Raw genomic sequence first — 25,910 nt, 5'->3', positions numbered from 1 at the left:
CTCTGCTATACTCGCGCTTTCCCGTTTTCGCCGTTCTTTCTACGCATGACCACCACCCGCCCGCTGGCCGAACTGAAGGCCGCCCTGCCCTCCTGCCTGATCCGCGACCGTCACGGTCTGAAACGCAAGCTGGCCGACGTCGAACAACGGCTGAAGAAACAGCAGCCGTCCGACAAGCTGCTGGCCGACGTGGCGCAGCAGATCGCCCGCTCGCAGGGCCGCGCCGAAGCGCGTTCGGCCAACCTGCCCAAGCCGGAGTTCGACCTCGCGCTGCCGGTCAACCAGAAGCGCGAGGAAATCCGCGCCGCCATCGCCAAGCACCAAGTGGTGATCATCTGCGGCGAGACCGGCTCGGGCAAAACCACGCAGATCCCCAAGATATGTCTGGAGCTGGGCCGCGGCGTGTACGGGCTGATCGGCCACACCCAGCCGCGCCGGCTCGCCGCGCGCTCGGTGGCGACGCGCATCGCGCAGGAGCTGGGCAGCGAGCTGGGCGCCCACGTCGGCTTCAAGGTGCGCTTCACCGACAAGCTCTCGGACAAATCCGTCATCAAGCTGATGACCGACGGCATTCTGCTGGCGGAAACCCAGACCGACCGCTACCTCGAAGCCTACGACACCATCATCATCGACGAGGCGCACGAGCGCAGCCTCAACATCGACTTCCTGTTGGGTTACCTCAAGCAGATGCTGCCGCGCCGGCCGGATCTGAAGGTGATTGTCACCTCGGCCACCATCGACGCCGAGCGCTTCGCGCGCCATTTCGACGGCGCGCCGGTGATCGAGGTCTCCGGCCGCACCTTCCCGGTGGAAGTGCGCTACCGCCCGCTCAAGGAGCGTGACGAGGACGAGCGTGAAGTGGAAATGGAAGACGCCATCGTCGACGCGGTGGACGAAATCTCGCGCCACGGCCCGGGTGACATGCTGGTGTTCCTGCCCGGCGAGCGCGAGATTCGTGACACGGCGGAGAAGCTGCGCAAGTCCGGCATCCGCGGCTACGAGATCCTGCCGCTGTTCGCCCGCCTCTCCAACGAAGACCAGCAGAAGATCTTCAAGCCGTCGGGCGGACGGCGCATCGTGCTCGCCACCAACGTGGCGGAAACCTCGCTCACCGTGCCCGGCATCAAGTACGTGATCGACACCGGCCTCGCCCGACTCAACCGCTACTCGCCGCGCGCCAAGGTTGAGCAGCTGCAAGTCGAAAAGATTTCCCAGGCGGCGGCGCGCCAGCGTGCCGGCCGCTGCGGCCGGGTCGAGGCCGGCGTCTGCGTACGGCTCTACGGCGAGGACGACTTCAACGCCCGCCCGGCGTTCACCGACCCGGAAATCGTGCGCTCCAACCTCGCCGCCGTGATCCTGCGCATGGCGGCGCTGCGCCTCGGCCGCGTCGACGACTTCCCCTTCCTCGAGGCGCCGTCCTCAAGGCTGATCGCCGACGGCTACCAGGTGCTGACCGAGCTGGGCGCGGTGGATGAGAAGAGCGAGCTGACCCCGGTCGGCAAGGAACTGGCGCGGCTGCCGATCGACCCCAAGATCGGCCGCATGCTGCTCGCCGCGCGCGATCTCGGCTGCGTGCGCGAGGTGCTGATCATCGCCGCCGCGCTCTCCATCCAGGACCCGCGCGAGCGGCCGTTCGAGGCGCGCGAGGCGGCGGAGCGGGCGCAGCAGAAATTCGCCGACGAGAAATCGGACTTCCTGTCCTTCCTGCACCTGTGGGATTTCTTCCAGGACGCGCTCAAGCACAAGAAGTCCAACCGCCAGCTCATCAACCTGTGCCACGAGCATTTCCTGTCCTATCTCAGGATGCGCGAATGGCGCGAACTGCACGGCCAGCTGGCCGAGATCGCCGCCGAGCTGGGGCTGATCCAGCGTCACGAGGCGCACGCCGACGCCGAGCCTTCGGCCAACCTCGAGCAGCTCAGCGTCAAGAAGCGCCAGCAGCTCGACGCCGTGGCCTACGAGCGCCTGCACCAGGCGCTGCTCACCGGCCTGATCGGCAACCTCGGCATGAAATCGCAGGAGAGCGACGACTACCTCGGCACACGCGGCGTGCATTTCCACGTCTTCCCCGGCTCCGGCCTGAAGAAGGCCAAGCCGAAGTGGCTGGTGGCGGCCGAACTGGTGGAAACCACCAAGCTCTACGCCCGCTGCGTCGGCAAGGTGGAGCCGGAGTGGGTGGAAAAACTCGCTCCGCACCTGATCAAGTACCACTACTTCGACCCGCATTGGGAAAAAACCCGCGGTGAAGTGGTGGCGAGCGAGCGCGTCACGCTCTACGGCCTGACCCTGGTGCCGCGCCGCCCGGTCAGCTACGGCCGCATCGCACCGGAAGAAGCGCGCGAACTGTTCATCCGCGGCGCGCTGGTGGCGATGGAGTACGTCAGCAACGCCCCCTGGTTCCAGCGCAACCAGCAGCTCATCCGCGAGGTCGAGCAGCTCGAACACAAGGCGCGGCGCCAGGACGTGCTGGTGGATGAAGACGCGTTGTTCGCCTTCTACGCCGAGCGCATCCCGGCGCACGTAGTCGACGCCGCCAGTTTCGAAGCCTGGCGCAAAGAGGCCGAGCAGGCCGACCCCAAGCGACTGTTCCTGACGCGCGAAGAGCTGATGCGCCACGCCGCCCAGCACGTCACCGTCAACCAGTTCCCGGAATGGCTCGAGCACGAAGACGGCAAGCTGCGCCTGAAGTACCGCTTCGAACCCAACCATCCGCTCGACGGCGTCACCGTGGACGTGCCGCTCGCCATCCTCAACCGGCTCGAGCCGGCGCCGTTCGAGTGGCTGGTGCCCGGCATGATCCGTGAAAAGCTGCAGCTGATGATCAAGAGCCTGCCCAAGCAGGTGCGCCGCACCTGTGTGCCGGTACCGGATTTCGTCACGCGCTTCCTTTCGGCCAACCCCGACACCACGCAGCCGATCGCCCCGCAGCTGGCACGCTTCATCCTGCGCGAAACCGGCGGCGTGAAAGTGGCCGTGGACGACTTCGACCTCGCCACGCTGCCGCTGCACCTGCTGTTCAACTTCCGCGTCATCGACGACGGCAAGCAGGAAATCGGCCTCGGACGCGACCTGCTCGCCCTGCAGAAGCAGTTCGGCCAGGCCGCGCAGCTCACCTTCCGCGACACCTCGGCCGAGTTCGAGCGCGACGACGTCACCAGCTGGGACTTCGGCGAACTGCCGGCGGCGATCCAGTTCGCCCGCGGCCGCCAGCAGCTCACCGGCTACCCGGCGCTGACGCTGGAAACCGACAAGGTGGCGATCCGCCTCTACGACACCGAATACGCCGCCAGCCGCGCCCACCGCCAGGGCGTGGTGCGGCTGCTGCAGCTGCAGCTCAAGGAGCAGATGAAGCAGCTCGGCAAGGGCCTGCCCGGCATGACCCAGCTCGGCCTGCAATTGCGGGGTGTGGCCAACGTCGACGACCTGCTCGCCGACGCCATCGCCTGCATCTGCGACCGCGCCTTCATCGGCGACGACGAGCCGCCGCGCACCGAGAAAGCCTTCAACGACCAGAAGGCACGCGCGCGCACCCGGCTGCCGGCGGTGATCCAGGCGGTGACCGCCTACCTCAACCAGATCGCCGGTGAATACCAGGCGCTGCAAGCCAAGCTCGCCAAGCACAAACTCGGTCGCGAACTGACCGAACAACTCGGCCGCCTGGTCTACAAGGGCTTCCTCTCCGCCACGCCGTGGAGCCAGCTGCCCCACCTGCCGCGCTACCTGAAGGCGATGAGCCTGCGTATGGACAAGCAGGTGGCCAACGCTCAGCGCGACGGCCAGCGTGCCGCCGAGATCCGCCAGCTCTGGACGCTGTGGGAAACCCGCCTGGCCGAAGCCGAAGACAAGGGAGAGGCGACCCCGGCACTCGCCGAGTTCCGCTGGAAAATCGAGGAGTTGCGCGTCAGCCTGTTTGCCCAGGAGCTGAAAACACCTTACCCTGTTTCGCTCAAGCGTTTGATGAAAGAATGGGAAACCATTTCGGGTAAATAATTTCCCCACCTTGTTTATCGGGCTAAACTTGTAGCGTGGCTTGGAGAATCGAAAAAGAATGACATCGTCTTCTGGAAAAAACCCGCTGGACAGCCTCATCAAGGTCGGGGAAGCACTGCCCATCAACCTCTATACCAAGAGCGGCTTCCTGCTGCTCGGCAAGGGCCACTACGTCCTCACCGACAAGCAGAAGGAGCGCCTGCTGGCCCACAGCTCGCTCGAAGCCAGCCAGCGCGCTCAGCAGAACAAACCGGACCCCACCGCCAAGCGCGCCGACGTCCCGGCCGAGCTGATCGAACCGTTCGAGGAGGTGCACCACATCACCCCGTCGCTCGACTACCTGCTCAACTGCGCGCTGTCCGAGCCGATGTTCGAACTCAAGCTGCGCGAACTGGCCGAACGTCTGCTCGGCCTGTGTGACAAGGTGCCGGACGGCCTCTTGGCGTCGATGCTGCTGCTGCCGATCCAGCGCTACACCGCCGCGCACAGCATCCACACCGCCATCCTCGCCGCGCTGATCTCCAAGCGCCTGGACACGCCGGCGGATGCCCGCCTGATCCTGATCGCCGCCGCGCTCACCATGAACCTCTCCATCGCCCCGCTGATGGACGAGCTGTACAGCCAGGCCACCCCGCTGACCCCGGAGCAGCAGGAAGACGTCGCCGGGCACCCCCTGCTCAGCTCGGCGATCCTGCGCGAATGCGGCGTCACCGACGAACTGTGGCATACCCTGGTGCAACAGCATCACGAGGAATGGGACAGTTCCGGCTACCCGGAACGACTGGAGCGCACCGACATCCACCCGCTGGCCCACCTGCTGCATCTGGCTGACATTTCCGCCGCCAAGCTGGTGCCGCGCAGCTACCGCAAGGCCATCCTGCCGCAAAACGCGCTGGCCCAGTTGTTCAAGAACCGCGACCAGCAAGTCGACAGCCAGTACGTCACGCTGCTGGTGAAGGAAATGGGCGTCTACCCACCGGGCAGCTTCGTGCGCCTGGCCAACCACGAGCTCGGCGTGGTGGTGGCCCGGCGCGAGCGCGCCGACCAGCCGCTGGTCGCCGCGCTGCGCCGCGAGGATGGTGCCGCCTACGGCGGGCCGCTGCTGCGCGAGACTCGCCTCAAGGAATACCAGATCGTCGGCATGATCCCGCTGAGCCAGGCCGGCATCCGCCCACAGTACCTCTCCGCGCTGTGGAAAAAGCGCAAGCACTAGGCCGTCATTATTCACCGCGCCGGCGGCCCGGGCGCAGGCTACAATGGCGATCAGCCAATGCGTGACTTCCAACCATGAGCGACCTTCCCGACAACAAGTCCAAACTGCACCCCCTGCGACTCAGGGTGGGGCAGGAATTGCCGGTCGACGTCTACGCCAACAACGGCCTTTTGCTGCTGAAAAAAGGCCATTACGTCCTGAGCGCCGAGCAACGCGACAAGCTGCTCAACGTCGGCGTGGGCGACAAGGACGCGATCGAGGCGCGGCTGGAGCGAGAGAAACGCGAACGTGCCGAAGCGCTGCGCCGGCAGGAAGAGGCGCAGCGCCCGGCCAACCCCCTGCTGGAAATGGAATTCCTCGGACAGCGGGCACAGGGCCTGCTGACGCACGGACTGGCGGTTGCCGGGCTGGCCGACAGCCTGCACAGCGTTGTCCGGCGTCTTCACGAACTGGCCGCCAGCCAGGCGGACGCCCTGCTGGCCGCCACCCTGCTGGTCCCGCCGCGCGATCACGGCAGCGGCCATGCCCTGCACACCGCCGCACTGCTGGCGGTGCTGGCACGCCGCCTGGGCCTTGCCGAACAGGTCCAGAACAGCCTGATCGGGGCGGCGCTGACCATGAACATCGCGGTCACCGGCCTGCTCAACCAGATGTCCGCCCAAGACACCCCAGCCACGCAACAGCAACGCGAGGCCCTGTTCACCCATCCGCTGCTGAGCTCGGCCATCCTGCGCGAGGCCGGCATAGCCGACGAGCTGTGGCACACCCTGGTACAGCAGCACCACGAGGAGTGGAACGGCTCGGGCTACCCGCACGGACTGAACCGTCACGATATCGACGCGCTGGCCCACCTGCTGCACCTGGCCGACGTGCTGACCAGCCGACTGTCCCCCTCGCCCAGTCATGCGACCGAGCCCGCCGCTCGCATCATGGCCAAGCTGTTCCAGGGCGGCTACGGGGAATTCGACCCACAATACACCGCGCTGCTGATCAAGGAGATCGGCATCTACCCGCCGGGCAGCTGCGTGCGCTTGGCCAACGGCGAAATCGCCATGGTCACCCACCGCCGCGAGAAAGCCAACGAACCCCGCGTGGCGGCGCTACGCAAGGCAGACGGCCCGCCCTACGCCGAGCCGCTGCTGCGCGAGACGCGCAACCCCGGCTACCACATCGTCGAGGCGGTGCCGCTCAGCCAGGCCGGGGTGCGCCCCGGCTTCCTGGCAAAACTGTGGAAACCCTGATCCCGCATCAAAAACAAACCTCCAGAAGCCTGTTTCAGTAGGCGAGCGAGCCAAAGCAGGTTGAGTTCCAGCGGAGCACAGGAACCGGAATGTACACGGAGTACATGAGGATTCCGCATCGCTGAGCGAATCTCTGGGCGAGAGTTCGCACGCAGTCCGCTGGCACTCAAGCGGCGCAGGCGCAGCCATCTAATGAGATAGGCTCAGCTGGCCTCGCCCACCGCGGGCCCCTTCAGCGCATCCGGCGGCATCGCCAGTCGCGCCACGGTGGCGCGGGCGGCGGCGAAATCGGCGCTATCCAGAGCCTTTTCCCACTCGGCTTGCTCGCCCTGTCCTTCCATGCGCGCCAGCCGCTCCGCCAATCCGGCGATGGCCGGATCTGCCAAGGTCGCCAGCAGTTCGTCGGCCAGATCCGGGCGGTTGCACACCAAGGCCATGTCGCAGCCGGCGACAAAGGCGGCGCGGGCACGCTCGGCGATGCCGCCGGCGCCAGCCGCACCTTCCATGCACAGGTCGTCGGAGAAGATCACCCCGTCGAACTTCACCTGCTGGCGCAGGATGTCCTGTAGCCAGATACGCGAGAAACCGGCCGGCTGGTCGTCCACCTGCGGGTAGACCACGTGCGCCGGCATCACCGAGGTCAGGCCGGCAGCGGAAAGACGCACGAAGGGTTTGATGTCGTCGGCCATCAGCTCGTCCAGGCTGCGCTTGTCGACCGGGATGACGTGATGGCTGTCGCCCTCGACATAGCCATGGCCTGGGAAGTGCTTGCCGCAGGTGGCCATGCCGCCGCGCTGGAGACCGCGCTGCAGCGCCAGCGCCAAGGCGGAAACCACTTCAGGGTCGCGGCTGAAGCTGCGGTTGCCGATCACGGCGCAACGCCCCCAGTCGAGGTCCAGCACCGGGGTAAACGACAGGTCGACGCCGCAGGCGCGCAGTTCCGCCGCCAGCACGTAACCGACGGTTTCGGCCAGGCTTTCGGCTTCTTGCGGGTCGCGCTGCCAGGCCTCGCCCAGCACGCGCATCGGCGGCAGGCGCGTGAAACCATCGAGGAAGCGCTGCACCCGCCCCCCCTCATGATCCACCGCGATCAGCAAATGAGGGGAGCGCAGCGCGCGGATCTCAGCGGTCAGCGCCTTGAGCTGTTCGATGTTCTCGAAATTGCGCCGAAACAGGATCACCCCGCCGACCAGAGGATGGCGAAGCCGCACGCGCTCGGCATCGGTCAGGGTGAAACCCGCCACGTCCACCATCACGGGGCCGCGCGGGAGGGATACGGTGCTGTACATAGGAATCAGGCCTGCAAAATGGCGGGAGGGTTGGCCGAAGGCACCCCCTCCAGCACGACAAAGGCGAGCGCATGGTCGCGCTCGTCGCTGATGGAGAGATGACTGCCGATCACGCCACGGCTTTCGGCGAACTGCTGTAGCGGCGGGCTGAAGACCAGCAAGGGCTTGCCCAGGGCGTCGTGATCGACGGCGATGGCGGTGAGCAGCACCGGCGCGCGGATGCCGGTGCCCAGGGCTTTCGACACCGCCTCCTTGACCGCGAAACGCTTGGCCAACAAGCGCGCCGGATCGCGGCTGGCGGCAAACGCCGCCCACTCCGACGGCGCCAGGATGCGCCGCCCGGCCTTGCTGCCCCAGCGATCGAGCAGGGCCTGCATGCGCGCCACGGCGACGAGGTCCGTGCCAATGCCATAGATCATGACTGGGGTCGCTTACTGGTGGGCCGCGTGCCGGCCTTCGATCATCAGCGCCTTCATCGAGCGCACCGCCTCGGGGAAACCGACGAACAGCGCCTGGCTGACGATGGCGTGACCGATATTGAGTTCGGCGATTTCGGCAATCGCCGCCACCGGCTTCACGTTGTGATACGACAGGCCATGGCCGGCGTTGACCACGAAGTCCAGGTGCGCGGCAAGTACCGCCGCCTCACGAACCCGAGCCAGTTCGCGCTCGCGTTCGGCCTGATGCACCGCGTCGGCGTAGGCGCCGGTGTGCAGTTCGATCACACGGGCGCCAGCGTCGCGGGCCGCTTCGATCTGCTGGTTGTCCGGGTCGATGAACAGCGAAACGCGAATGCCGGCCTCAGTGAGGGCCTGGGTATAGTCACGCACTTGGTCGAAATGACGGATCACGTCGAGCCCGCCCTCGGTGGTGATCTCTTCGCGTTTTTCCGGCACCAGGCAAACATCCTCCGGTTTGACTGCCAGCGCATTGGCCAGCATTTCCTCGGTCAGCGCCATCTCCAGGTTCATGCGCGTCTTGATCACCTGGCGCATCGCCACCACGTCGGCGTCCTGGATGTGGCGACGGTCTTCGCGCAGATGCAGGGTAATCAGGTCGGCACCGGCCGTCTCGGCAACCAGCGCCGCTTCGATCGGACTCGGGTAACGGGTGCCACGCGCCTGGCGCAGGGTGGCCACATGGTCGATATTCACGCCCAACAGAATCATCATCTCACTCCATCGCCCCGGTCGGTCTCATTCCATTCAGGTTAGAAACGATCGCGTGTCCGCGACATGTCGCGCACGGCGCGCGGGTCCAGCTCAGCGTGGCCAATCCTTGAATTAGCCCAGCACTCGATTGGCCTGCGGAAAGCCGCTCGCAACCGCTTGCCGAGAGCCAGCGCCCTCCGCTGCCCCACTCGCGGGTCCTCGCGTTCTCGTTTCCAATACCGTTGGAATCAGTCGCCGAGGGCACTGATTGATTGCAGCAGCTCGCGGGTCGCCAATGACTGCGCCCCCAGAAGCTGCCCCAGGAAAAGTCTCATCAGACGGCGCGCCTCGCGCCGCGTGGCGAGCTCGGAAAAATCGCCGCCGGCCATCGCCAGCAGAATCCGGCCCTCGATCACCTGCTGCTGCGCCGGCACCGGCTCGCCCTGCCAACGCTGTAGCCCCTGCTCGGGCCCACACAGGTAGGGCACGTCGGGCTCCACTTCGCGCCCGTTGCTGTCGACATCGAAGGCAGGCGCGTAGCCCAGCGTGCGCACCAGGCCCAGCTCGAAGCGCCGCAACACCGCCGACAGCAAGCCGCCCGACGCCAGCCCACGCACCGCCTCGGCGTAGACGCCGAAGGTTTCCGGGTGCGGGTCGTCGCGCGCCGTCAGCTTGATCAACAATTCATTGAGATAAAACCCGCACACCAGCGGCAAGCCCGACAGTTGCGGCACGCCGCCCTGCCAATCGGCGGTGTGCAAAGTGCGCACTTCGTTCTTGCCAAACCAGGCCAGGAGCAGCGGCTGGAACGGCAACAGCACGCCCCGCAGGTCGGACCGGGGCCGGCGCGCGCCACGCGCCACCAGCGCGATGCGTCCATGCTCGCGCGTCAGCACGTCGAGCAGCAGGCTGGTTTCCCGGTACGGCTGGGCATGCAGCACGTAGGCCGGCTGGCGGTCAACCCGGCCCTGGCTCATGCGACGTCGGATTCGGGAAATCGTGCGCCCGCTCGACGCGGGCCACCTTCAGCGAAAAGGCCTGATACCACACCTCACGCCCAAGGCGCTGCGCCACCATGTGTTCCGCATGATGACGCCAGGCGGCAATCGCCTCCACGCTATCCCAATAAGACACGGTAATGCCGAAACCGTTTTCGTCCCGCGCGCTTTCCATGCCGAGAAAGCCGGGTTGCACCCGGGCCAGCCGCAACATGCGCTCGGCCATCTCGGCGTAGCCCTGCTCGGCCTCGCTACGCTGCGAGGAAAAGATCACGGTCCAATACGGCGGGAGCGGCAGAGAATCCGGCATGATCAGTGAAGACCGAATTCCTTGAGGAAGCGCACATCGTCGGCCCAACCGCTCTTGACCTTGACCCACACCTCCAGGTAGACCTTGCCGTCGAACAGTTTTTCCATGTCGAGGCGGGCTTCGGTCGAAATCTTCTTCAGCTTTTCACCACCCTTGCCGATCAGAATGCCTTTCTGGCCTTCCTTGTCGACCAGCACAGCGATGTGGATGCGGCGCAAGGCGCCGTCGAGTTCGAACTGCTCGACCTCCACGTTCATCGAGTACGGCAGTTCTTCGCCCAGGTAGCGGAACAGCTTCTCGCGCACGATCTCGGCGGCGAGGAAGCGTTCGCTCTTGTCGGTGACCATGTCCTCGGGGTAGAGCGGCATCGATTCCGGCAGGCGCGGGCGCACCTTGTCGAGCAGTTCGGCCAGACGCTGACCATGCTTGGCGCTAACCACCTCGACGTCGGCGAAGGCAAAGTCGGCCTTCACCGTCTCGATGAATTCCATCAGCGCCTGTTTGTCCTTGGCCTTGTCGAGCTTGTTGATCACCAGCATCACCGGGGTGTGCTTGGGCAAGAGCGGCAACAGTTCCTTGTCGGCACCGGTCCAGCGCATGGCTTCGATCACGAACAGCACGCAGTCCACGTCCGACAGCGTTTCCTTCACGCTGCGGTTGAGCACCTCGTTGAGCGCGCCCTTGTGGAAGGTCTGGAAGCCCGGGGTGTCGACGAAAACGAACTGGGCGGTGTCTTCGGTATGGATGCCGTTGACGCGGTGGCGCGTGGTCTGCGCCTTCTTCGAGGTGATGCTAACCTTCTGGCCGATCAGGTGGTTCATCAACGTCGACTTGCCGACGTTGGGACGACCGACGATGGCGACGAAGCCGCAGTGGAATGGAGTGTCTGTCATGCGCGTTTCTTGCCCGAAGGCAGTTTCTGTTCAAGGTGTTCCAGCGCGGCTTCGGCCGATTGCTGTTCGGCGGCGCGGCGGCTGCCGCCCTCGCCGGTGACGATCACCGCCAGCTCGCCGAGGTCGCACTCCACCTTGAACCATTGTTCATGAGCCTCTCCACTCTGGGAGAGGATACGGTATTTCGGCAGTGCCAGCTTTCTGGCCTGCAAGGCTTCCTGCAGCCGGGTCTTGGCGTCCTTGGCGTGCTTGGTCGGATCGATCGCGGCCACCCGTTGTTCGTACAGACGGCGCACCACGTTCTCGGCCGCGGCAAAGTCGCTGTCGAAGCTGACGGCGGCGAAGGTCGCTTCCAGGGCATCGGCCAGAATCGAGGGGCGGTTGAATCCGCCGCTCTTCAGTTCACCTTCGCCCAGGTACAGGTAATCGCCCAGGCCCAGCCCCAGAGCGATCTCGGCCAGCGAACTCTGGTTGACCAGGTTGGCACGCAGGCGCGACAGCTCGCCCTCGCTCAGGCGCGGGAAGCAGTCGAACAGCATGCGCGCCACGGTATAGTTGAGAATGCTGTCGCCGATGAATTCGAAACGCTCGTTATTGGGCGAGCCGAAACTGCGGTGCGTCAATGCCTGGCGCAGCAGTTCCGGCCGAGTGAAACGATAGCCCAACGCCGCCGACAGGCGGCCGAACTTTACTTCAGTCTGTGATACGGTCATTGGGAAGAATCGGTTTTGCCCGCTTCGGTTTCAAAGTCAAAAATCAGCCCGACATTGGCAAACAAGGGAACTTCGCGACGATAGGCGGCACGGACATGCACCACACCCGCGCCCGCAACCACCTCAAGATTCTGACCGCGGATCGAACTGATATCGGCCACGTCGGCCTTGGTATTGAAGTCTTTACGAATCTGGTACTCGCTGGCCGAGGTTTCACCTGCCACATCCCGTACCGCCTGCTTGACTGCAGAGTATTCCGCGTAGACCGGAATCACCTTGAAACCGAGCAGGATGACGCCGCCGATGAACACCATCAGCAGCATGGTGGAAATGATTGTAAACCCGCGTTGAGTTCGCTGCATTGCTCCCCCTTGACTGTCCAAGTCGAAGTCCTGTCAACGAATGGTATGACCAATACGCGACAGGTCGTTGAAGTTCATCCATACCAGGAACGCCTTGCCCACCAGCAGCTTGTCGGCGACGAAACCCCAATAACGGCCATCCAGGCTGTTGTCGCGGTTGTCGCCCATCATGAAGTAGTGGCCTTCCGGCACGCGGCAGGCAAAGCCGTTGTCATCATAGACACAACGGTCGCGGAAGGGGAAGTCGCTCACCTGGCTCAGGCTCAGTGTCGGGGCCTCGGGAATATTCAACACCTGGAAGCGCTTGTTGCCCAGCGTTTCGTGGAACTGGTCGTTATGGATCATCGCCAGCCCCTGTTCCAGGTATTCGTAGGTGCCGTCCTTCTCGTCCGGAACCGGCTTGCCGTTCACCGTCAGGCGCTTGTTGCGGTATTCCACCGTGTCGCCCGGCAGACCGATCACGCGCTTGATGTAGTTGACGCTGGGCTGCGGCGGGAAGTTGAACACCACCACATCGCCACGCTCCACCTTGTTGACTGGGATCAGCACGTTGTTCAACACCGGCACGCGGATGCCGTAGGAGAACTTGTTGACCAAGATGAAGTCGCCGACCACCAGTCCCGGCCGCATCGAGCTGGAGGGGATCTGGAACGGCTCGACCAGGAAGGAACGCAGCACGAACACCACGAAGATGACCGGGAAGAAGCCGCGCGCGTAGTCGACGAAATGCCCTACCTCGCGCCCTTCGGCCATTCTCTTCCTGGCCAGCAGCAGCTTATCGAGCCCCCACACCACGCCGGTGATCAGCACGAACACCAGCATCACGGCGGTGAAGCTCATGGCGTTGGATAGAATGCCGAAGCCGCCGACCACCAGCGCCAGGTAGCCCCACTGGATCGGGGCCGGCCAGTCCTTGGCGGCCGCTTCTCGCCTGCCACCGCTGAAGACGATCAGCATCAGGCCGATGGCGGCCACGACCACGAACACCCAGAACAGATTGGCCCCCACTTACTTGTCTCCCACTTGAAGAATGGCGAGGAAGGCTTCTTGCGGAATTTCCACGTTGCCCACCTGCTTCATGCGCTTCTTGCCGGCTTTTTGTTTTTCCAGCAGCTTTTTCTTACGGGTGATGTCACCGCCGTAGCACTTGGCCAGCACGTTCTTCCTGAGCGCCTTGATGGTCTCGCGCGCGATGATGTGGCTGCCGATGGCGGCCTGCACGGCGATGTCGAACATCTGGCGCGGGATCAGTTCGCGCATCTTCGACGCCAGTTCACGGCCGCGGTACTGGCTGGTGGCGCGGTGCACGATCAGCGATAGGGCATCGACCTTCTCGCTATTGACCAGGATGTCGAGCTTGACCAGGTCGGCCGCCTGGAATTCCTTGAATTCGTAGTCGAGCGAGGCGTAGCCGCGGCTGGTGGACTTGAGCTTGTCGAAGAAGTCCATCACCACTTCGTTCATCGGCAGCTCGTAGGTCAGCATCACCTGGCGGCCCATGTACTGCATATTGCGCTGCACACCGCGTTTCTGGTTGCACAGCGTCATCACCGCGCCGACGTAGTCCTGCGGCACGAGGATGGTCGACGTGATGATCGGCTCGCGGATTTCGTCGATCTTGGACAGGTCCGGCAGCTTGGAGGGGTTTTCCACCTCAATGACCGTGCCGTCCTTCATCAGCACCTCGTACACCACCGTTGGCGCGGTGGTGATGAGGTCCATGTCGAACTCGCGCTCGAGACGTTCCTGCACGATTTCCAGGTGCAGCAGGCCGAGGAAGCCGCAGCGGAAGCCGAAGCCCAGCGCCTGCGACACTTCCGGCTCGAACTTGAGCGAGGCGTCGTTGAGCTGCAGCTTTTCCAGGGCGTCGCGCAGTGAGTCGTAGTCGTGCGATTCCACCGGGTAGAGGCCGGCGAACACCTGCGACTGGACTTCCTTGAAGCCGGGCAGCGCCTCGCTGGCCGGGTTGTTGACCAGCGTGATGGTGTCGCCGACCTTGGCCGATTTCAGTTCCTTGATGCCGGCAATGACGAAGCCCACTTCGCCGGCGCTGAGGCTGGGACGCTGCACCGACTTGGGCGTGAACACCCCGACCTGCTCGCACAGATGCTCGGCGCCGGTGGCCATGAACTTGATCTTGTCCTTGGGTTTCAGCGAACCGTCGATCACCCGCACCAGCATTACCACGCCGACGTAGTTGTCGAACCAGGAGTCGATGATCAGCGCCTTGAGCGGGCCATCCGGATTGCCTTCCGGCGGCGGGATCTTGCTGATCACCGTTTCCAGGATGTCTTCGATGCCGATGCCGGACTTGGCTGAGGCACGCACCGCATCAATGGCCTCGATGCCGATGATGTCTTCGATCTCCTGACTCACGCGCTCGGGTTCGGCGGCCGGCAGGTCGATCTTGTTGAGCACCGGCACCACTTCCACCCCCAGTTCGATAGCGGTGTAGCAGTTGGCCACGGTCTGCGCCTCGACGCCCTGCGAGGCGTCGACCACCAGCAGCGCGCCCTCACAGGCGGACAGCGAGCGGCTGACTTCGTAGCTGAAGTCGACGTGTCCCGGGGTGTCGATCAGGTTCAGGTTGTAGACCTGGCCGTCGCGCGCCTTGTACTGCAGTGCCGCGGTCTGCGCCTTGATGGTGATGCCGCGCTCTTTCTCGATATCCATCGAGTCGAGTACCTGTGCGCTCATTTCACGCATTTCCAGGCCGCCGCAGAACTGGATAAAACGGTCGGCCAGGGTCGATTTGCCGTGGTCGATATGGGCAATGATCGAGAAATTTCGAATATGTTTCATCGGTATCCAGCAAAAATTAAGGGCACGCTGGCGTGCCCTTGACAACTCACACTGGCGCGGATTTTAGCCGATTTCGCCAAGATGTGCAGCCAGCCGCTGAGTATCAAGATGGTAATGGCAGATTTCGTGCTCGCCATCCATCAATACCGGCACCAGTTCGTTGAAGCGCTCCTCCAGCACCGGGTCGGCATCGACGTCGATCACGTCGAGCGCGAAGCCGTGCTTTTGCTGCCACGGCTGGAGTTCAGCCAGCATCTGGTGACACAGGCTGCAATACTCGCGGAAGTACAGCGTCAGCCTCATTTCCCCTCCTCCACGGTCAACGGCACGAACAGCGTCACGCCGCGGCGCAGCACCTGCAGGGCGACCGTGCCGCCCTTGCGCGCGGCGTTGAGCGCTTCGCGCAGCTGGCGAGGATTCTTCAGCGGCTCGCTGCCGACGCCGACGATGACGTCGCCCGCCGCCATGCCGACACGCTCGGCCGGGCCGGACACCTTGCGCACCAGGAGACCGTAGTCGATGCCGAGACGCTTGAGTTGCACCGGCGTCAGCTCGACCAGCGACAAGCCGATGGCAGACAGGTTTTCCCCCTGCGGTTCGGCCGGCTTCTGCGGCTGGCGGAATTCACGTTCGGCAATGCTGGGCGCCTCGTCCTTGAGTTCGGCCAGCACCACGGTGACGACCCGGCGCGCCCGGTTACGCCAGACTTCCACCGCCACCGGCTTGCCCGGGCGCATGGCACCGATCAGGCGCGGCATGTCGGCCGACGACTCGACGGGCTGGCCGTCGATCTTGAGCACGATATCGCCGGCCCGCAGACCCGCCTTGTCGGCCGGCCCGTCCTTTTCCACCGAGTTGATCAGGGCGCCATTGGCGCTGGCAAGCCCGAACGATGCGGCCAGCTCCGGACTCAACTCCTGGATGGCGACGCCGATGCGGCCGCGGCTGACCTTGCCTTCCGATTTGAGCTGGTCGGCCACCTTGACCGCCACGTCGATCGGGATGGCGAAGGAGATGCCCATGAAGCCGCCGGAGCGGCTGTAGATCTGCGAGTTGATGCCGACCACCTCGCCCTTCAGGTTGAACAGCGGACCGCCGGAGTTGCCTGGGTTGACCGCGGCGTCGGTCTGGATGAACGGTACGTAGTTCTCGTCCGGCAGGCTGCGCCCCTTGGCGGAGACGATGCCCGAGGTGACCGAGTTTTCGAAGCCGAACGGCGAGCCGATCGCCAGCACCCATTCCCCGACCTTGAGGTTGGCCGAAGAACCGATATGCGCCACCGGCAGGTGGCTGGCATTGATCTTCAGCAGCGCGACGTCGGTGCGCGCATCGGAACCGACCAGTCGCGCCTTGAAGGTGCGCTTGTCACCGAGCGTGACGGTGATTTCATCGGCCCGCGCCACCACGTGCGAGTTGGTCATGACATAACCGTCTGCCGACACGATGAACCCCGAGCCCAGCGAGCGCTCCTTGCGCTCCTGCTGCTGCGGCGGAGCGAAGCGCCGGAAGAACTCGAAGAACGGATCGCCATTGAATTCCTCGGGTACGGCATTGATGGTCTCGCGCACCGTCTGCGTGGTGCTGATGTTGACCACGGCCTTGCCTTCCTGCTCGACGATCTGGGTAAAGTCGGGCAGCACGCGCGCCTCGGCGGCGTACACCGGACCCGACACCACAACAGCTGCCAGCATGGCAGAGGCAATCAGTTTTTGGACCGACATGGTTTCTCCAGCATCAAGGGTTCTGAGGGATAGATGGCCGTGATGGTCGGCTGCAGCAGGGGCGAACGCCGGCGACGCCGGAGCTCGCGCCGCACCGCGTACAGACCGATGACGAACAGCGCCGCGCCGGCCAACAGCGACACCGGCTCGCTCGCGCCGGCGCCGAACGAGAGCCCGACGCCCAGTCCCGCCGGCGGCACGAGATACACGAGGAAAGACGCCATGGACACGCGCTGTCGCGGCACAGTCACCAGCACCCAGTCGCCGGCCTCGGCGCCCAACGGATTGTGGACGCGCACGCGGCGGTCGGTCGAACCGATGGTGCGGGAAAGTGACAGGGCGCGGCAGCCGGCGACCGGATCGCAGTGGCGGCACGAGGAATGGGGACGGGGCTCCACCAAAGCGAATGCCTGCTCGGTGGCGAGCACCCTGGCCTGCGTTTCTACCATCGTTGTTGTTATTTCTGTACGACTCGAATCGATTTGAGCAAGGACATCATGCTGGCTTCCGGCAGATCGCCCACCAGCGTGAGCTGCATGCCGCCCTGGCTGCCGGAGGCCATGGCCACGGCGCCGTACAGCGTACTCACGCGTTCGGCGCGCGGCTCAGCCCCAGCCGGCTCGATGAAGAGCGACAGCATGACCAAACCATCGGTATACACCAGGTGCCGCACCGCGTGTTCGGCCTGCCCCGGCAGGCTGCGCTGCAGGGCACGGATCAGGCGGAAGCCACTGGGCAAGCCGCTGACTTCCACGCCTTCCATCCCGGCACCACTCGGCGGCACCGAGGTGCTGGCGTTGCGGATGGGGAGGCTGAGCGGGTAATGCGGCTTGAACTGGTTGCGATCCTTCGGCGCCGCCAAGTCGATCTCGGTGAACATGTACTGCTCGACCGGCTCCTGTGCCGGCGACAGCGTCATGATCTTGAGCGGCAGCAGGCTGGCACGATCGAGGCACAGGCGCAGGCCGTAGCGCGCGCGGTCCTTGGCCTTGAGTTCGAGCCAGTCGCATTCGCGCTGGGCGACACGATCGCCGGCGAGGCGCTTGAGCGTGTAGGACTCGGCGACGCCGGCCATGTCGTCCGGCAGCAAGGCCGGGAACAGCCGCATGGCACTGACCTTGGCGGCCATCAGCGCCTTCTTGTCCGGCCCGTAACCGGTGAGTTCGCTGCCGTTGCGGACGATCTCGCGTGGCGTGCCGTCCAGCGACTGGCGCAATTCGATCACGCCCTCCGTTCCCGCACCGCGCACGATGTGGAACGTTTCCACCACACCGCTCATCTGGTGCAGATAGGTTCCGGTCAGGACCTGGTTACGGCTGGCCTGGGCGGATTTCTTGAGGGTCTGCCAGTCATCGGCGGCATGCGCCAATGCCGGCAGAGCAATACACACAATGGCAGTCAGGTGCTTCAGCCGCATCAATGGCGAACTCCGTTGCCCAGCGAGACTTTCACCACATCAGGGTCGGAGGCCATTTCCTGATGCGCCAGCAGATAAGGGTCGGCGCCGTTGTCGCGCGCCATGGGGCCGTTGGCCGGCTCGACCTGCTGAGCCACCTGCACCGGCACCCCCTTCTCCGCGACCATGGCGGCGCCCTGGCCGTTGACCGCCAGCTGCTGCCACGCCACCACGGCGGCAAAGCTCATGCTCGCGGCCAGCGCCACCGCGCCGACCGTGCGCACGCTGCCCTGTCGTAACCAGCGCCGCGGCGCCAGCACGGTCGGCTCCTCGGCCAGGCGTGCCGCGACGCTATGGCGCACGTTGATGCTGTTCAGGCCGGAGGCGCGCATGGCATCACCGATCAGGTGATACTCATCCCATGCTTCCTTCAACGACTCGTCGGTACTGGCGGCACTGATCAGCTTGGAGGCCTCTGGTCCGTCGAGTTCGTTATCCACCAGTGCGGATAATGATTCTTTCATGCTTACCACCTTTTATTCTTGGCCGTGTCGAGCAGCGGCCTAAGCTCGGTTGCGATTGCTTCGCGCGCCCGGAAGATGCGCGAACGAACCGTACCGATGGGACAATTCATCACCTTGGCGATTTCGTCGTAGGACAGACCATCCATTTCCCGCAGCGAAATCGCCGTCCTCAGTTCCTCAGGCAATGCCTCTACCGCTGCATTCACCGTGTTCAGGATTTCCTTGTTCATCAACTCCGATTCGGGGGTGTTGAAGTCGGGGAGTTGCGACGCCATGTCGAAACTTTCACCGTCTTCATCCTCCACTTCGCTGTTGATGACCGGGCGTCGCCCGCTGGCACTCAGGAAATTTTTGGCGGTGTTGATGCCGATCCGGTATAGCCAGGTATAGAACGCACTCTCGCCGCGAAACGACGGCAAGGCGCGGTATGCCTTGACGAAGGCCTCCTGTGTCACGTCTTCGATGTCTGCGCTGTCGCGTAGAAACCGCGACAACAGCCGAGCTAAACGGCGCTGATACTTGCTGACAAGTAGATCGAACGCTCTTTTTTCACCTCGCTGTGCACGCTCCACCAATTGTTGATCGATTTCACGATCACTCATGTCGTTGTAATGCTCCCTGAATTGCCCACCGGTTTATTTGGTGTATTTCACATGGCGGACACGGTCTAGACCAGAGGGTGGGTGATGAGTTCCCACTGGTGGTGCTGAGCGAAACATAGCAGAGATGCCTCCAAACGAAAACGGCGGAAAGCCCCGGCTCGAGGCGTTGCCCCCGCCGCGCCGGCGAGGGCAACGCCTCGTCAGTGGGGGAGAACGCGGCGGCGCGTTGTTTTGTCCGGCACCCGCCCGCGTCACCGTCTACCCTCTGTTTAAGGGATTTGCCATTGTGTGCTCGGCGCCCTTTACACACCAACCAAGCACTTGCTAGAATTCAGCCATCACCCCATGACGACGCAAGGAGAACGCGCGATGCACACCCCGGGAAACCGTTTCAGACAGGCCGTGGAGCAGGAAAAACCGTTGCAGGTGATGGGGGCCGTCAATGCCTACGCCGCCCGCCTGGCCGAGCACGCCGGCTTCAAGGCGCTGTACCTGTCGGGCGGCGGCGTGGCGGCCTGCTCGTGCGGCATTCCTGATCTTGGCATCACCACGCTGGAAGACGTGCTGATCGACGTACGCCGCATCACCGAGGCCACCGAGTTGCCGCTGCTGGTGGATATCGACACCGGCTGGGGCGGCGCGTTCAACATCGCCCGCGCCATCCGCAGCCTGGAAAAGGCCGGCGCCGCCGCGGTGCACATTGAAGACCAGGTCCAGCAGAAGCGCTGCGGCCATCGCCCGAACAAGGCGATCGTGTCCAAGGACGAGATGGTCGACCGCATCAAGGCGGCCGTGGATGCGCGCCGTGACGACAGCTTCGTGATCATGGCCCGCACCGATGCGCTGGCCGTGGAAGGCCTGGACGCCGCGATCGAGCGCGCCGTGGCCTGCGTCGAGGCCGGTGCGGACATGATCTTCCCCGAGGCGATGACCGATCTGGCGATGTACAAGCAGTTCGCCGCCGCCGTGAAAGTGCCGGTACTGGCCAACATCACCGAGTTCGGCTCCACCCCGCTCTACACCACGCAGGAACTCGGCGCCAACGGCGTGAGCCTGGTGCTCTACCCGCTCTCGGCGTTCCGCGCCATGAGCAAGGCGGCGCTGGAGGTGTACAGCGCGATCCGCCAGGACGGCACGCAGAAAAACGTGATCGACAAGATGCAGACGCGCATGGAGCTCTATGACCATCTGGGCTACCACGCTTACGAGCAGAAGCTGGACGCGCTGTTCAGCCAGGAAAAGTAAACCACAGACCACATCAGGTTGGCCGAAGACGCCCGACAACAAGCCGCAGGCCGCCCCGTATTGCCGTTACATTTAGAGGAGAAGGAAATGAGTGAAGTCGTTCTTACCGCCAAGCCGAAGAAATCGGTCGCCCTCTCCGGCGTGGCCGCCGGCAACACCGCCCTGTGCACCGTTGGCCGCAGCGGCAACGACCTGCACTACCGCGGCTACGACATCCTGGACCTGGCCGCCCACTGTGAATTCGAAGAAGTCGCCTACCTGCTGGTGCACGGCAAGCTGCCGAACCAGGCCGAGCTCACCGGCTACAAGAAGAAGCTGAAGAGCCTGCGCGGCCTGCCGGCCTCGGTAAAGGCCGCGCTGGAAGCGCTGCCGGCCGCCGCCCACCCGATGGACGTGATGCGCAGCGGCGTCTCCGCGCTGGGTTGCACCCTGCCGGAAAAAGACGATCACAACATGGCCGGCGCGCGCGACATCGCCGACCGCCTGATGGCCAGCCTGGGTTCGATGCTGCTCTACTGGTACCACTTCAGCCACAACGGCAAGCGCATCGAGGTGGAAACCGACGACGACTCCATCGGCGGCCACTTCCTGCACCTGCTGCACGGCCAGAAGCCCTCCGAGCAGTGGGTACGCGCCATGCATACCTCGCTCAACCTGTACGCCGAGCATGAGTTCAACGCCTCCACCTTCACCGCCCGCGTCATCGCCGGCACCGGTTCCGACATGTACAGCGCCATCACCGGCGCCATCGGCGCGCTGCGCGGCCCGAAACACGGCGGCGCCAACGAAGTGGCGTTCGAAGTGCAGAAGCGCTACGAGAACCCGGACGAGGCCGAGATCGACATCAAGGCACGCGTCGAGCGCAAGGAAGTGGTGATCGGCTTCGGCCATCCCGTTTACACCATCAGCGACCCGCGCAACAAGGTGATCAAGGAAGTGGCACGCGAGCTGTCCGTCGCCGCTGGCGACACCAAGATGTTCGACATCGCCGAGCGCCTGGAGAGCGTGATGTGGGATATCAAGAAGATGTTCCCCAACCTCGACTGGTTCTCCGCCGTGAGCTACCACATGATGGGCGTGCCGACCGCGATGTTCACCCCGCTGTTCGTGATCGCCCGCACCAGCGGCTGGAGCGCGCACGTGATTGAACAGCGCATCGACGGCAAGATCATCCGTCCTTCGGCCAACTACGTCGGCCCGGAAGATCAGTCTTTCGTGCCGCTGGCTCAGCGCTGACACACCCCGCCTGCCGGGCGCGCCACAGCCCGCCCGGCGCCGGCATTCTCACGGCCCCCTCTAGGCGGGCGAGAATGCCGGGAGCGGATGGCCGCCACCTGCCGGCACGGCTGCGCCGGCGGGCTGGCTGAAACACGGGCGGAGGTGGCCGGCGAGCCGCCCCGCTGACACAGAACATCACCCTCGGGCCTCGACACCATGAATACCGCATACCGCAAACACCTGCCCGGCACGGCCCTGGATTACTTCGACACGCGCGCCGCGGTCGACGCCATCCAGCCCGGCGCCTACGACACGCTGCCGTATACCTCGCGCGTACTGGCCGAACAGCTGGTGCGCCGCTGCGACCCGGCGCTGCTGACCGACGCGCTCAAGCAGCTGATCGAACGCCGCCGCGACCTGGATTTCCCCTGGTACCCGGCGCGCGTGGTGTGCCACGACATCCTGGGCCAGACCGCGCTGGTCGACCTGGCCGGCCTGCGCGACGCCATCGCCGAAAAAGGCGGCGACCCTGCCAAGGTGAACCCGGAGGTCCCCACCCAGCTCATCGTGGATCACTCGCTGGCAGTGGAATGCGGAGGCTACGACCCGGAGGCGTTCGAGAAAAACCGTGCCATCGAAGACCGTCGCAACGAGGACCGCTTCCACTTCATCGACTGGACGCGCACCGCGTTCAAGAACGTGGACGTGATCCCGGCGGGCAACGGCATCATGCACCAGATCAACCTGGAAAAAATGTCGCCGGTGATCCAGGCGCGCGACGGCGTGGCCTTCCCCGACACCTGCGTCGGCACCGACAGCCATACCCCGCACGTGGACGCACTGGGCGTGATCGCCATCGGCGTGGGCGGGTTGGAAGCGGAAACCGTGATGCTGGGCCGCGCCTCGATGATGCGCCTGCCGGACATCGTCGGGGTGAAACTCACCGGCCAGCGCCAGCCCGGCATCACCGCCACCGACATCGTGCTGGCGCTCACTGAGTTCCTGCGCAAGGAGCGCGTGGTCGGCGCCTGGGTGGAGTTCTTCGGCGAAGGCGCAGCCAAGCTGAGCATCGGCGACCGCGCCACCATCTCCAATATGTGCCCGGAATACGGCGCCACCGCCGCGATGTTCTACATCGACGACCAGACCATCGATTACCTGAAGCTCACCGGCCGTGAACCGGAGCAGGTGGCGCTGGTGGAAAACTACGCCAAGCTCACCGGCCTGTGGGGCGACAGCCTGGCCCGCGCCGAGTACGAGCGCGTGCTGGAGTTCGATCTCTCCAGCGTGGTGCGCAACATGGCCGGCCCGTCCAACCCGCACAAGCGCCTGCCGACCTCGGCCCTGCACGAACGCGGCATCGCCGACGAGGCCAAGCTGCAGGCGGCTCGCGCCGAGGAAGCCCAGGGTCTGCTGCCGGATGGCGCGGTGATCATCGCCGCCATCACCAGCTGCACCAACACCTCCAACCCGCGCAACGTGGTGGCAGCCGCCCTGCTGGCGAAAAAGGCCAATGCGCTGGGCCTGGTGCGCAAGCCGTGGGTGAAGACCTCGTTCGCGCCCGGCTCCAAGGTGGCCAAGCTCTATCTGGAAGAAGCCGGCCTGTTGCCGGAGCTGGAAAAGCTGGGCTTCGGCATCGTGGCCTACGCCTGCACCACCTGTAACGGCATGTCCGGCGCGCTGGACCCGAAGATCCAGCAGGAAATCATCGAGCGCGACCTGTACGCCACCGCCGTGCTGTCCGGCAACCGCAACTTCGACGGCCGCATCCACCCCTACGCCAAGCAGGCCTTCCTCGCCTCCCCGCCGCTGGTGGTGGCCTACGCCATCGCCGGCACCGTGCGCTTCGACATCGAGCAGGACGCGCTGGGCTACGACAAGGACGGCCAGGCCATCACGCTGAAAGACCTGTGGCCGAGCGACGAGGAAATCGACGCCATCGTGGCGCGCTGCGTGAAGCCGGAACAGTTCAAGCAGATCTACATCCCGATGTTCGACCTGGGCACCGTGGAAGAAGCCAAGAGCCCGCTCTACGACTGGCGCCCGCAGTCGACCTACATCCGCCGCCCGCCGTACTGGGAGGGCGCGCTGGCCGGCGAGCGCACGCTCAAGGGCATGCGTCCGCTGGCGGTGCTGCCGGACAACATCACCACCGACCACCTGTCGCCGTCCAACGCCATCCTGGCCAATAGCGCCGCCGGCGAATACCTGGCGAAAATGGGCCTGCCGGAAGAGGACTTCAACTCCTACGCCACCCATCGCGGCGACCACCTCACCGCGCAGCGCGCCACCTTCGCCAACCCGCAGCTGGTGAACGAGATGGCGGTGGTGGACGGCGAGGTGAAGAAGGGCTCGCTGGCGCGCGTCGAGCCGGAGGGCAAGGTGATGCGCATGTGGGAAGCCATCGAAACCTACATGGAGCGCAAGCAGCCCCTGATCATCATCGCCGGCGCCGACTACGGCCAGGGCTCCTCGCGCGACTGGGCCGCCAAGGGCGTGCGTCTGGCCGGGGTGGAAGCCATCGCGGCCGAGGGCTTCGAGCGCATCCACCGCACCAACCTGATCGGCATGGGCGTGCTGCCGCTGGAGTTCAAGCCGGGCGTGAACCGCAAGACCCTGGGCATCGACGGCACCGAGACCTTCGACGTGATCGGCGAGCGCAAACCGCGCGCCGACCTCACGCTGGTGATCCAGCGCCGGAACGGCGAGCGCGTCGAGGTGCCCGTCACCTGCCGCCTGGATACCGCGGAAGAAGTGTCGATCTACGAGGCCGGCGGCGTGCTGCAGCGCTTCGCGCAGGACTTCCTCGAAGCCTCGACCGCAGCGTAAGCATCAGCAGACGGCCAACGTTGCCCCGGTTAGGCGGTAACGTTGGCCGAACCGCCACCCCGGTTTCATCAGGACAATCAGCTCATGGCTCACCAACCCCAGATCAAGATTCCCGCCACCTATATCCGCGGCGGCACCAGCAAGGGCGTGTTCTTCCGCCTGCAGGACCTGCCGGAACGCTGCCAGGTGCCGGGCGCGGCGCGCGACAAGCTGTTCATGCGCGTGATCGGCAGCCCCGACCCCTACTCCGCCCACATCGACGGCATGGGCGGCGCCACCTCCAGCACCAGCAAGTGCGTGATCCTGTCCAAGAGCACGCAGCCCGACCACGACGTGGACTACCTCTACGGCCAGGTCGCCATCGACAAGGCCTTCGTCGACTGGAGCGGCAACTGCGGCAACCTCTCCACCGCCGCCGGCGCCTTCGCCCTTCACGCCGGCCTGGTCGACCCGGCGCGCATTCCGGACAACGGCGTGTGCGTGGTGCGCATCTGGCAGGCCAACATCCAGAAAACCATCATCGCCCACGTCCCGGTGACCAACGGCCAGGTGCAGGAGACCGGCGATTTCGAGCTGGACGGCGTGACCTTCCCGGCGGCCGAGATCGTGCTGGAATTCCTCGACCCGTCCGACGACGGTGACGAGGGCGGCAGCATGTTCCCCACCGGCAATCTGGTGGACGATCTGGACGTGCCCGGCGTCGGCACCTTCAAGGCCACCATGATCGCGGCCGGCATCCCCACCGTGTTCGTCAACGCCGCCGACATCGGCTACACCGGCACCGAGCTGCGCGAAGCCATCAACAGTGACCCGGCGGCGCTGGCCCGCTTCGAAGCCATCCGCGTCGCCGGCGCGCTGCGCATGGGCCTGATCAAGACCCCGGAAGAGGCCGCCACGCGCCAGCACACCCCGAAGATCGCCTTCGTGGCGCCGCCCAAAGACTACACCGCCTCCAGCGGCAAGCAGATCAAGGCCGGCGACGTCGACCTCTTGGTGCGCGCGCTGTCCATGGGCAAGCTGCACCACGCCATGATGGGCACCGCCGCGGTGGCCATCGGCACCGCCGCCGCCATCCCCGGCACCCTGGTCAACCTGGCGGCCGGCGGCGGCGAACGCAACGCGGTGCGCTTCGGCCACCCCTCGGGCACGCTGCGCGTGGGCGCCGAGGCACGCCAGATCGATGGCCAGTGGACCGTGACCAAGGCCATCATGAGCCGCAGCGCGCGCGTACTGATGGAAGGCTGGGTGCGCGTACCGGGTGACGCGTTCTGAGCGCGAGCTAAACTGCAGTACAGCGACGGCCGGTTGATCCGGCTTCGGCCAACCCGGCCGGGGCGGATGAGCGGGCCGGCTTTCCATGCGGCGGCAACAACCCGGCTTGTGCCCGCTCGCCCTCCCCGAGCACATGAAGCG

Annotated in this window: 23 protein-coding genes; 7 read left to right on the top strand and 16 right to left on the bottom strand. The window is 65.0% G+C overall.

The window, feature by feature from the left end; genetic code table 11:
- Positions 1 to 45 precede the first annotated feature (45 nt).
- The 3 genes from hrpA to AC3WG5_RS12460 all read left to right on the top strand — a co-directional run bounded on the left by hrpA (position 46) and on the right by AC3WG5_RS12460 (position 6,444).
- On the top strand, positions 46 to 3,990 hold the full coding sequence (gene hrpA / locus AC3WG5_RS12470) for an ATP-dependent RNA helicase HrpA (protein ID WP_492568914.1): 3,945 nt from the start codon (positions 46 to 48) through the stop codon (positions 3,988 to 3,990).
- A gap of 58 nt (positions 3,991 to 4,048) precedes the next feature.
- A complete protein-coding gene (locus tag AC3WG5_RS12465) occupies positions 4,049 to 5,203 on the top strand; it encodes an HD-GYP domain-containing protein (RefSeq protein WP_014086775.1) in 1,155 nt (384 codons plus the stop codon).
- Between the two features lie 74 nt (positions 5,204 to 5,277).
- Positions 5,278 to 6,444 (top strand): HD-GYP domain-containing protein, encoded by a 1,167-nt coding sequence (locus tag AC3WG5_RS12460; protein WP_492568913.1) that lies wholly within the window; start codon positions 5,278 to 5,280, stop codon positions 6,442 to 6,444.
- Between the two features lie 203 nt (positions 6,445 to 6,647).
- Here the strand turns inward: AC3WG5_RS12460 and nagZ are convergent, their stop codons facing one another.
- The 16 genes from nagZ to rpoE form a co-directional block, all read right to left on the bottom strand.
- Positions 6,648 to 7,733 (bottom strand): beta-N-acetylhexosaminidase, encoded by a 1,086-nt coding sequence (gene nagZ, locus AC3WG5_RS12455; protein ID WP_492568912.1) that lies wholly within the window; start codon positions 7,731 to 7,733, stop codon positions 6,648 to 6,650.
- A gap of 5 nt (positions 7,734 to 7,738) precedes the next feature.
- Positions 7,739 to 8,152: a holo-ACP synthase gene (acpS, locus tag AC3WG5_RS12450; RefSeq protein ID WP_492568911.1), complete on the bottom strand. Its 414-nt coding sequence runs from the start codon at positions 8,150 to 8,152 to the stop codon at positions 7,739 to 7,741.
- A gap of 12 nt (positions 8,153 to 8,164) precedes the next feature.
- A complete protein-coding gene (pdxJ, locus tag AC3WG5_RS12445) occupies positions 8,165 to 8,902 on the bottom strand; it encodes a pyridoxine 5'-phosphate synthase (RefSeq protein ID WP_492568930.1) in 738 nt (245 codons plus the stop codon).
- Positions 8,903 to 9,132: 230 nt separating this feature from the next.
- Positions 9,133 to 9,861 carry a DNA repair protein RecO gene (recO, locus tag AC3WG5_RS12440; RefSeq protein ID WP_492568910.1) on the bottom strand — a complete coding sequence of 243 codons (729 nt, stop codon included), beginning with the start codon at positions 9,859 to 9,861 and terminating at the stop codon, positions 9,133 to 9,135.
- Positions 9,842 to 10,192 (bottom strand): antibiotic biosynthesis monooxygenase family protein, encoded by a 351-nt coding sequence (locus AC3WG5_RS12435; protein WP_008953853.1) that lies wholly within the window; start codon positions 10,190 to 10,192, stop codon positions 9,842 to 9,844. Before AC3WG5_RS12435 ends, recO begins: the two co-directional genes overlap by 20 nt.
- 2 nt (positions 10,193 to 10,194) lie before the next feature.
- Positions 10,195 to 11,085 (bottom strand): GTPase Era, encoded by an 891-nt coding sequence (gene era, locus AC3WG5_RS12430; RefSeq protein ID WP_008953852.1) that lies wholly within the window; start codon positions 11,083 to 11,085, stop codon positions 10,195 to 10,197.
- Entirely contained in the window at positions 11,082 to 11,798 is a 717-nt protein-coding gene (gene rnc, locus AC3WG5_RS12425) for a ribonuclease III (protein ID WP_492568909.1), read from the bottom strand. The genes era and rnc overlap by 4 nt, the downstream gene beginning before the upstream one ends.
- Positions 11,795 to 12,181 (bottom strand): DUF4845 domain-containing protein, encoded by a 387-nt coding sequence (locus AC3WG5_RS12420; RefSeq protein WP_492568908.1) that lies wholly within the window; start codon positions 12,179 to 12,181, stop codon positions 11,795 to 11,797. The genes rnc and AC3WG5_RS12420 overlap by 4 nt, the downstream gene beginning before the upstream one ends.
- A gap of 12 nt (positions 12,182 to 12,193) precedes the next feature.
- Complete coding sequence (gene lepB / locus AC3WG5_RS12415) at positions 12,194 to 13,168, bottom strand: signal peptidase I (RefSeq protein ID WP_492568907.1); 975 nt, start codon at positions 13,166 to 13,168, stop codon at positions 12,194 to 12,196.
- Positions 13,169 to 14,962, bottom strand: coding sequence for a translation elongation factor 4 (gene lepA / locus AC3WG5_RS12410; RefSeq protein ID WP_008953848.1), 1,794 nt, complete (start codon positions 14,960 to 14,962; stop codon positions 13,169 to 13,171). It abuts the gene before it with no gap.
- A gap of 63 nt (positions 14,963 to 15,025) precedes the next feature.
- Positions 15,026 to 15,265 (bottom strand): glutaredoxin family protein, encoded by a 240-nt coding sequence (locus AC3WG5_RS12405; protein WP_008953847.1) that lies wholly within the window; start codon positions 15,263 to 15,265, stop codon positions 15,026 to 15,028.
- Entirely contained in the window at positions 15,262 to 16,683 is a 1,422-nt protein-coding gene (locus tag AC3WG5_RS12400; protein WP_482582486.1) for a DegQ family serine endoprotease, read from the bottom strand. The genes AC3WG5_RS12405 and AC3WG5_RS12400 overlap by 4 nt, the downstream gene beginning before the upstream one ends.
- Entirely contained in the window at positions 16,665 to 17,132 is a 468-nt protein-coding gene (locus AC3WG5_RS12395; RefSeq protein WP_482582487.1) for a SoxR reducing system RseC family protein, read from the bottom strand. The genes AC3WG5_RS12400 and AC3WG5_RS12395 overlap by 19 nt, the downstream gene beginning before the upstream one ends.
- 8 nt (positions 17,133 to 17,140) lie before the next feature.
- On the bottom strand, positions 17,141 to 18,100 hold the full coding sequence (locus AC3WG5_RS12390; RefSeq protein ID WP_482582489.1) for a MucB/RseB C-terminal domain-containing protein: 960 nt from the start codon (positions 18,098 to 18,100) through the stop codon (positions 17,141 to 17,143).
- Positions 18,100 to 18,603 (bottom strand): sigma-E factor negative regulatory protein, encoded by a 504-nt coding sequence (locus tag AC3WG5_RS12385; protein WP_014086761.1) that lies wholly within the window; start codon positions 18,601 to 18,603, stop codon positions 18,100 to 18,102. Before AC3WG5_RS12385 ends, AC3WG5_RS12390 begins: the two co-directional genes overlap by 1 nt.
- Positions 18,604 to 18,605: 2 nt before the next feature.
- Positions 18,606 to 19,205, bottom strand: a complete 600-nt coding sequence (gene rpoE, locus AC3WG5_RS12380) for an RNA polymerase sigma factor RpoE (RefSeq protein ID WP_008953842.1) — start codon at positions 19,203 to 19,205, stop codon at positions 18,606 to 18,608.
- Positions 19,206 to 19,574: 369 nt separating this feature from the next.
- Between rpoE and prpB the strand changes: the two genes are divergently transcribed.
- From prpB to prpF, 4 genes are all read left to right on the top strand, one after another.
- Positions 19,575 to 20,450 carry a methylisocitrate lyase gene (gene prpB / locus AC3WG5_RS12375; protein ID WP_482582491.1) on the top strand — a complete coding sequence of 292 codons (876 nt, stop codon included), beginning with the start codon at positions 19,575 to 19,577 and terminating at the stop codon, positions 20,448 to 20,450.
- A gap of 87 nt (positions 20,451 to 20,537) precedes the next feature.
- Positions 20,538 to 21,686, top strand: a complete 1,149-nt coding sequence (gene prpC / locus AC3WG5_RS12370) for a bifunctional 2-methylcitrate synthase/citrate synthase (RefSeq protein ID WP_014086759.1) — start codon at positions 20,538 to 20,540, stop codon at positions 21,684 to 21,686.
- A gap of 198 nt (positions 21,687 to 21,884) precedes the next feature.
- A complete protein-coding gene (gene acnD, locus AC3WG5_RS12365; RefSeq protein ID WP_492568906.1) occupies positions 21,885 to 24,497 on the top strand; it encodes a Fe/S-dependent 2-methylisocitrate dehydratase AcnD in 2,613 nt (870 codons plus the stop codon).
- Between the two features lie 84 nt (positions 24,498 to 24,581).
- Positions 24,582 to 25,769, top strand: coding sequence for a 2-methylaconitate cis-trans isomerase PrpF (gene prpF, locus AC3WG5_RS12360; protein WP_492568905.1), 1,188 nt, complete (start codon positions 24,582 to 24,584; stop codon positions 25,767 to 25,769).
- The last annotated feature ends 141 nt before the right edge of the window (positions 25,770 to 25,910 follow it).

The sequence above is a fragment of the Pseudogulbenkiania sp. FW507-F1 genome (assembly GCF_058781125.1).
Note: the sequence above shows the minus strand (reverse complement) of the source record. Positions and strands in the feature narration are given on the sequence as shown.

Bases quoted from the DNA above. Each gene is read 5' to 3' on its own strand.
- prpB (WP_482582491.1), top strand. From the start codon at position 19,575: ATGCACACCCCGGGAAACCGTTTCAGACAGGCCGTGGAGCAGGAAAAA.
- AC3WG5_RS12435 (WP_008953853.1), bottom strand. From the start codon at position 10,192: ATGCCGGATTCTCTGCCGCTCCCGCCGTATTGGACCGTGATCTTTTCC.
- prpC (WP_014086759.1), top strand. From the start codon at position 20,538: ATGAGTGAAGTCGTTCTTACCGCCAAGCCGAAGAAATCGGTCGCCCTC.
- era (WP_008953852.1), bottom strand. From the start codon at position 11,085: ATGACAGACACTCCATTCCACTGCGGCTTCGTCGCCATCGTCGGTCGT.
- prpF (WP_492568905.1), top strand. From the start codon at position 24,582: ATGGCTCACCAACCCCAGATCAAGATTCCCGCCACCTATATCCGCGGC.
- AC3WG5_RS12405 (WP_008953847.1), bottom strand. From the start codon at position 15,265: ATGAGGCTGACGCTGTACTTCCGCGAGTATTGCAGCCTGTGTCACCAG.
- rpoE (WP_008953842.1), bottom strand. From the start codon at position 19,205: ATGAGTGATCGTGAAATCGATCAACAATTGGTGGAGCGTGCACAGCGA.
- nagZ (WP_492568912.1), bottom strand. From the start codon at position 7,733: ATGTACAGCACCGTATCCCTCCCGCGCGGCCCCGTGATGGTGGACGTG.
- AC3WG5_RS12465 (WP_014086775.1), top strand. From the start codon at position 4,049: ATGACATCGTCTTCTGGAAAAAACCCGCTGGACAGCCTCATCAAGGTC.
- acpS (WP_492568911.1), bottom strand. From the start codon at position 8,152: ATGATCTATGGCATTGGCACGGACCTCGTCGCCGTGGCGCGCATGCAG.
- AC3WG5_RS12400 (WP_482582486.1), bottom strand. From the start codon at position 16,683: ATGTCGGTCCAAAAACTGATTGCCTCTGCCATGCTGGCAGCTGTTGTG.
- recO (WP_492568910.1), bottom strand. From the start codon at position 9,861: ATGAGCCAGGGCCGGGTTGACCGCCAGCCGGCCTACGTGCTGCATGCC.
- AC3WG5_RS12395 (WP_482582487.1), bottom strand. From the start codon at position 17,132: ATGGTAGAAACGCAGGCCAGGGTGCTCGCCACCGAGCAGGCATTCGCT.
- lepA (WP_008953848.1), bottom strand. From the start codon at position 14,962: ATGAAACATATTCGAAATTTCTCGATCATTGCCCATATCGACCACGGC.
- hrpA (WP_492568914.1), top strand. From the start codon at position 46: ATGACCACCACCCGCCCGCTGGCCGAACTGAAGGCCGCCCTGCCCTCC.
- acnD (WP_492568906.1), top strand. From the start codon at position 21,885: ATGAATACCGCATACCGCAAACACCTGCCCGGCACGGCCCTGGATTAC.
- pdxJ (WP_492568930.1), bottom strand. From the start codon at position 8,902: ATGATTCTGTTGGGCGTGAATATCGACCATGTGGCCACCCTGCGCCAG.
- AC3WG5_RS12390 (WP_482582489.1), bottom strand. From the start codon at position 18,100: ATGCGGCTGAAGCACCTGACTGCCATTGTGTGTATTGCTCTGCCGGCA.
- rnc (WP_492568909.1), bottom strand. From the start codon at position 11,798: ATGACCGTATCACAGACTGAAGTAAAGTTCGGCCGCCTGTCGGCGGCG.
- AC3WG5_RS12385 (WP_014086761.1), bottom strand. From the start codon at position 18,603: ATGAAAGAATCATTATCCGCACTGGTGGATAACGAACTCGACGGACCA.
- AC3WG5_RS12460 (WP_492568913.1), top strand. From the start codon at position 5,278: ATGAGCGACCTTCCCGACAACAAGTCCAAACTGCACCCCCTGCGACTC.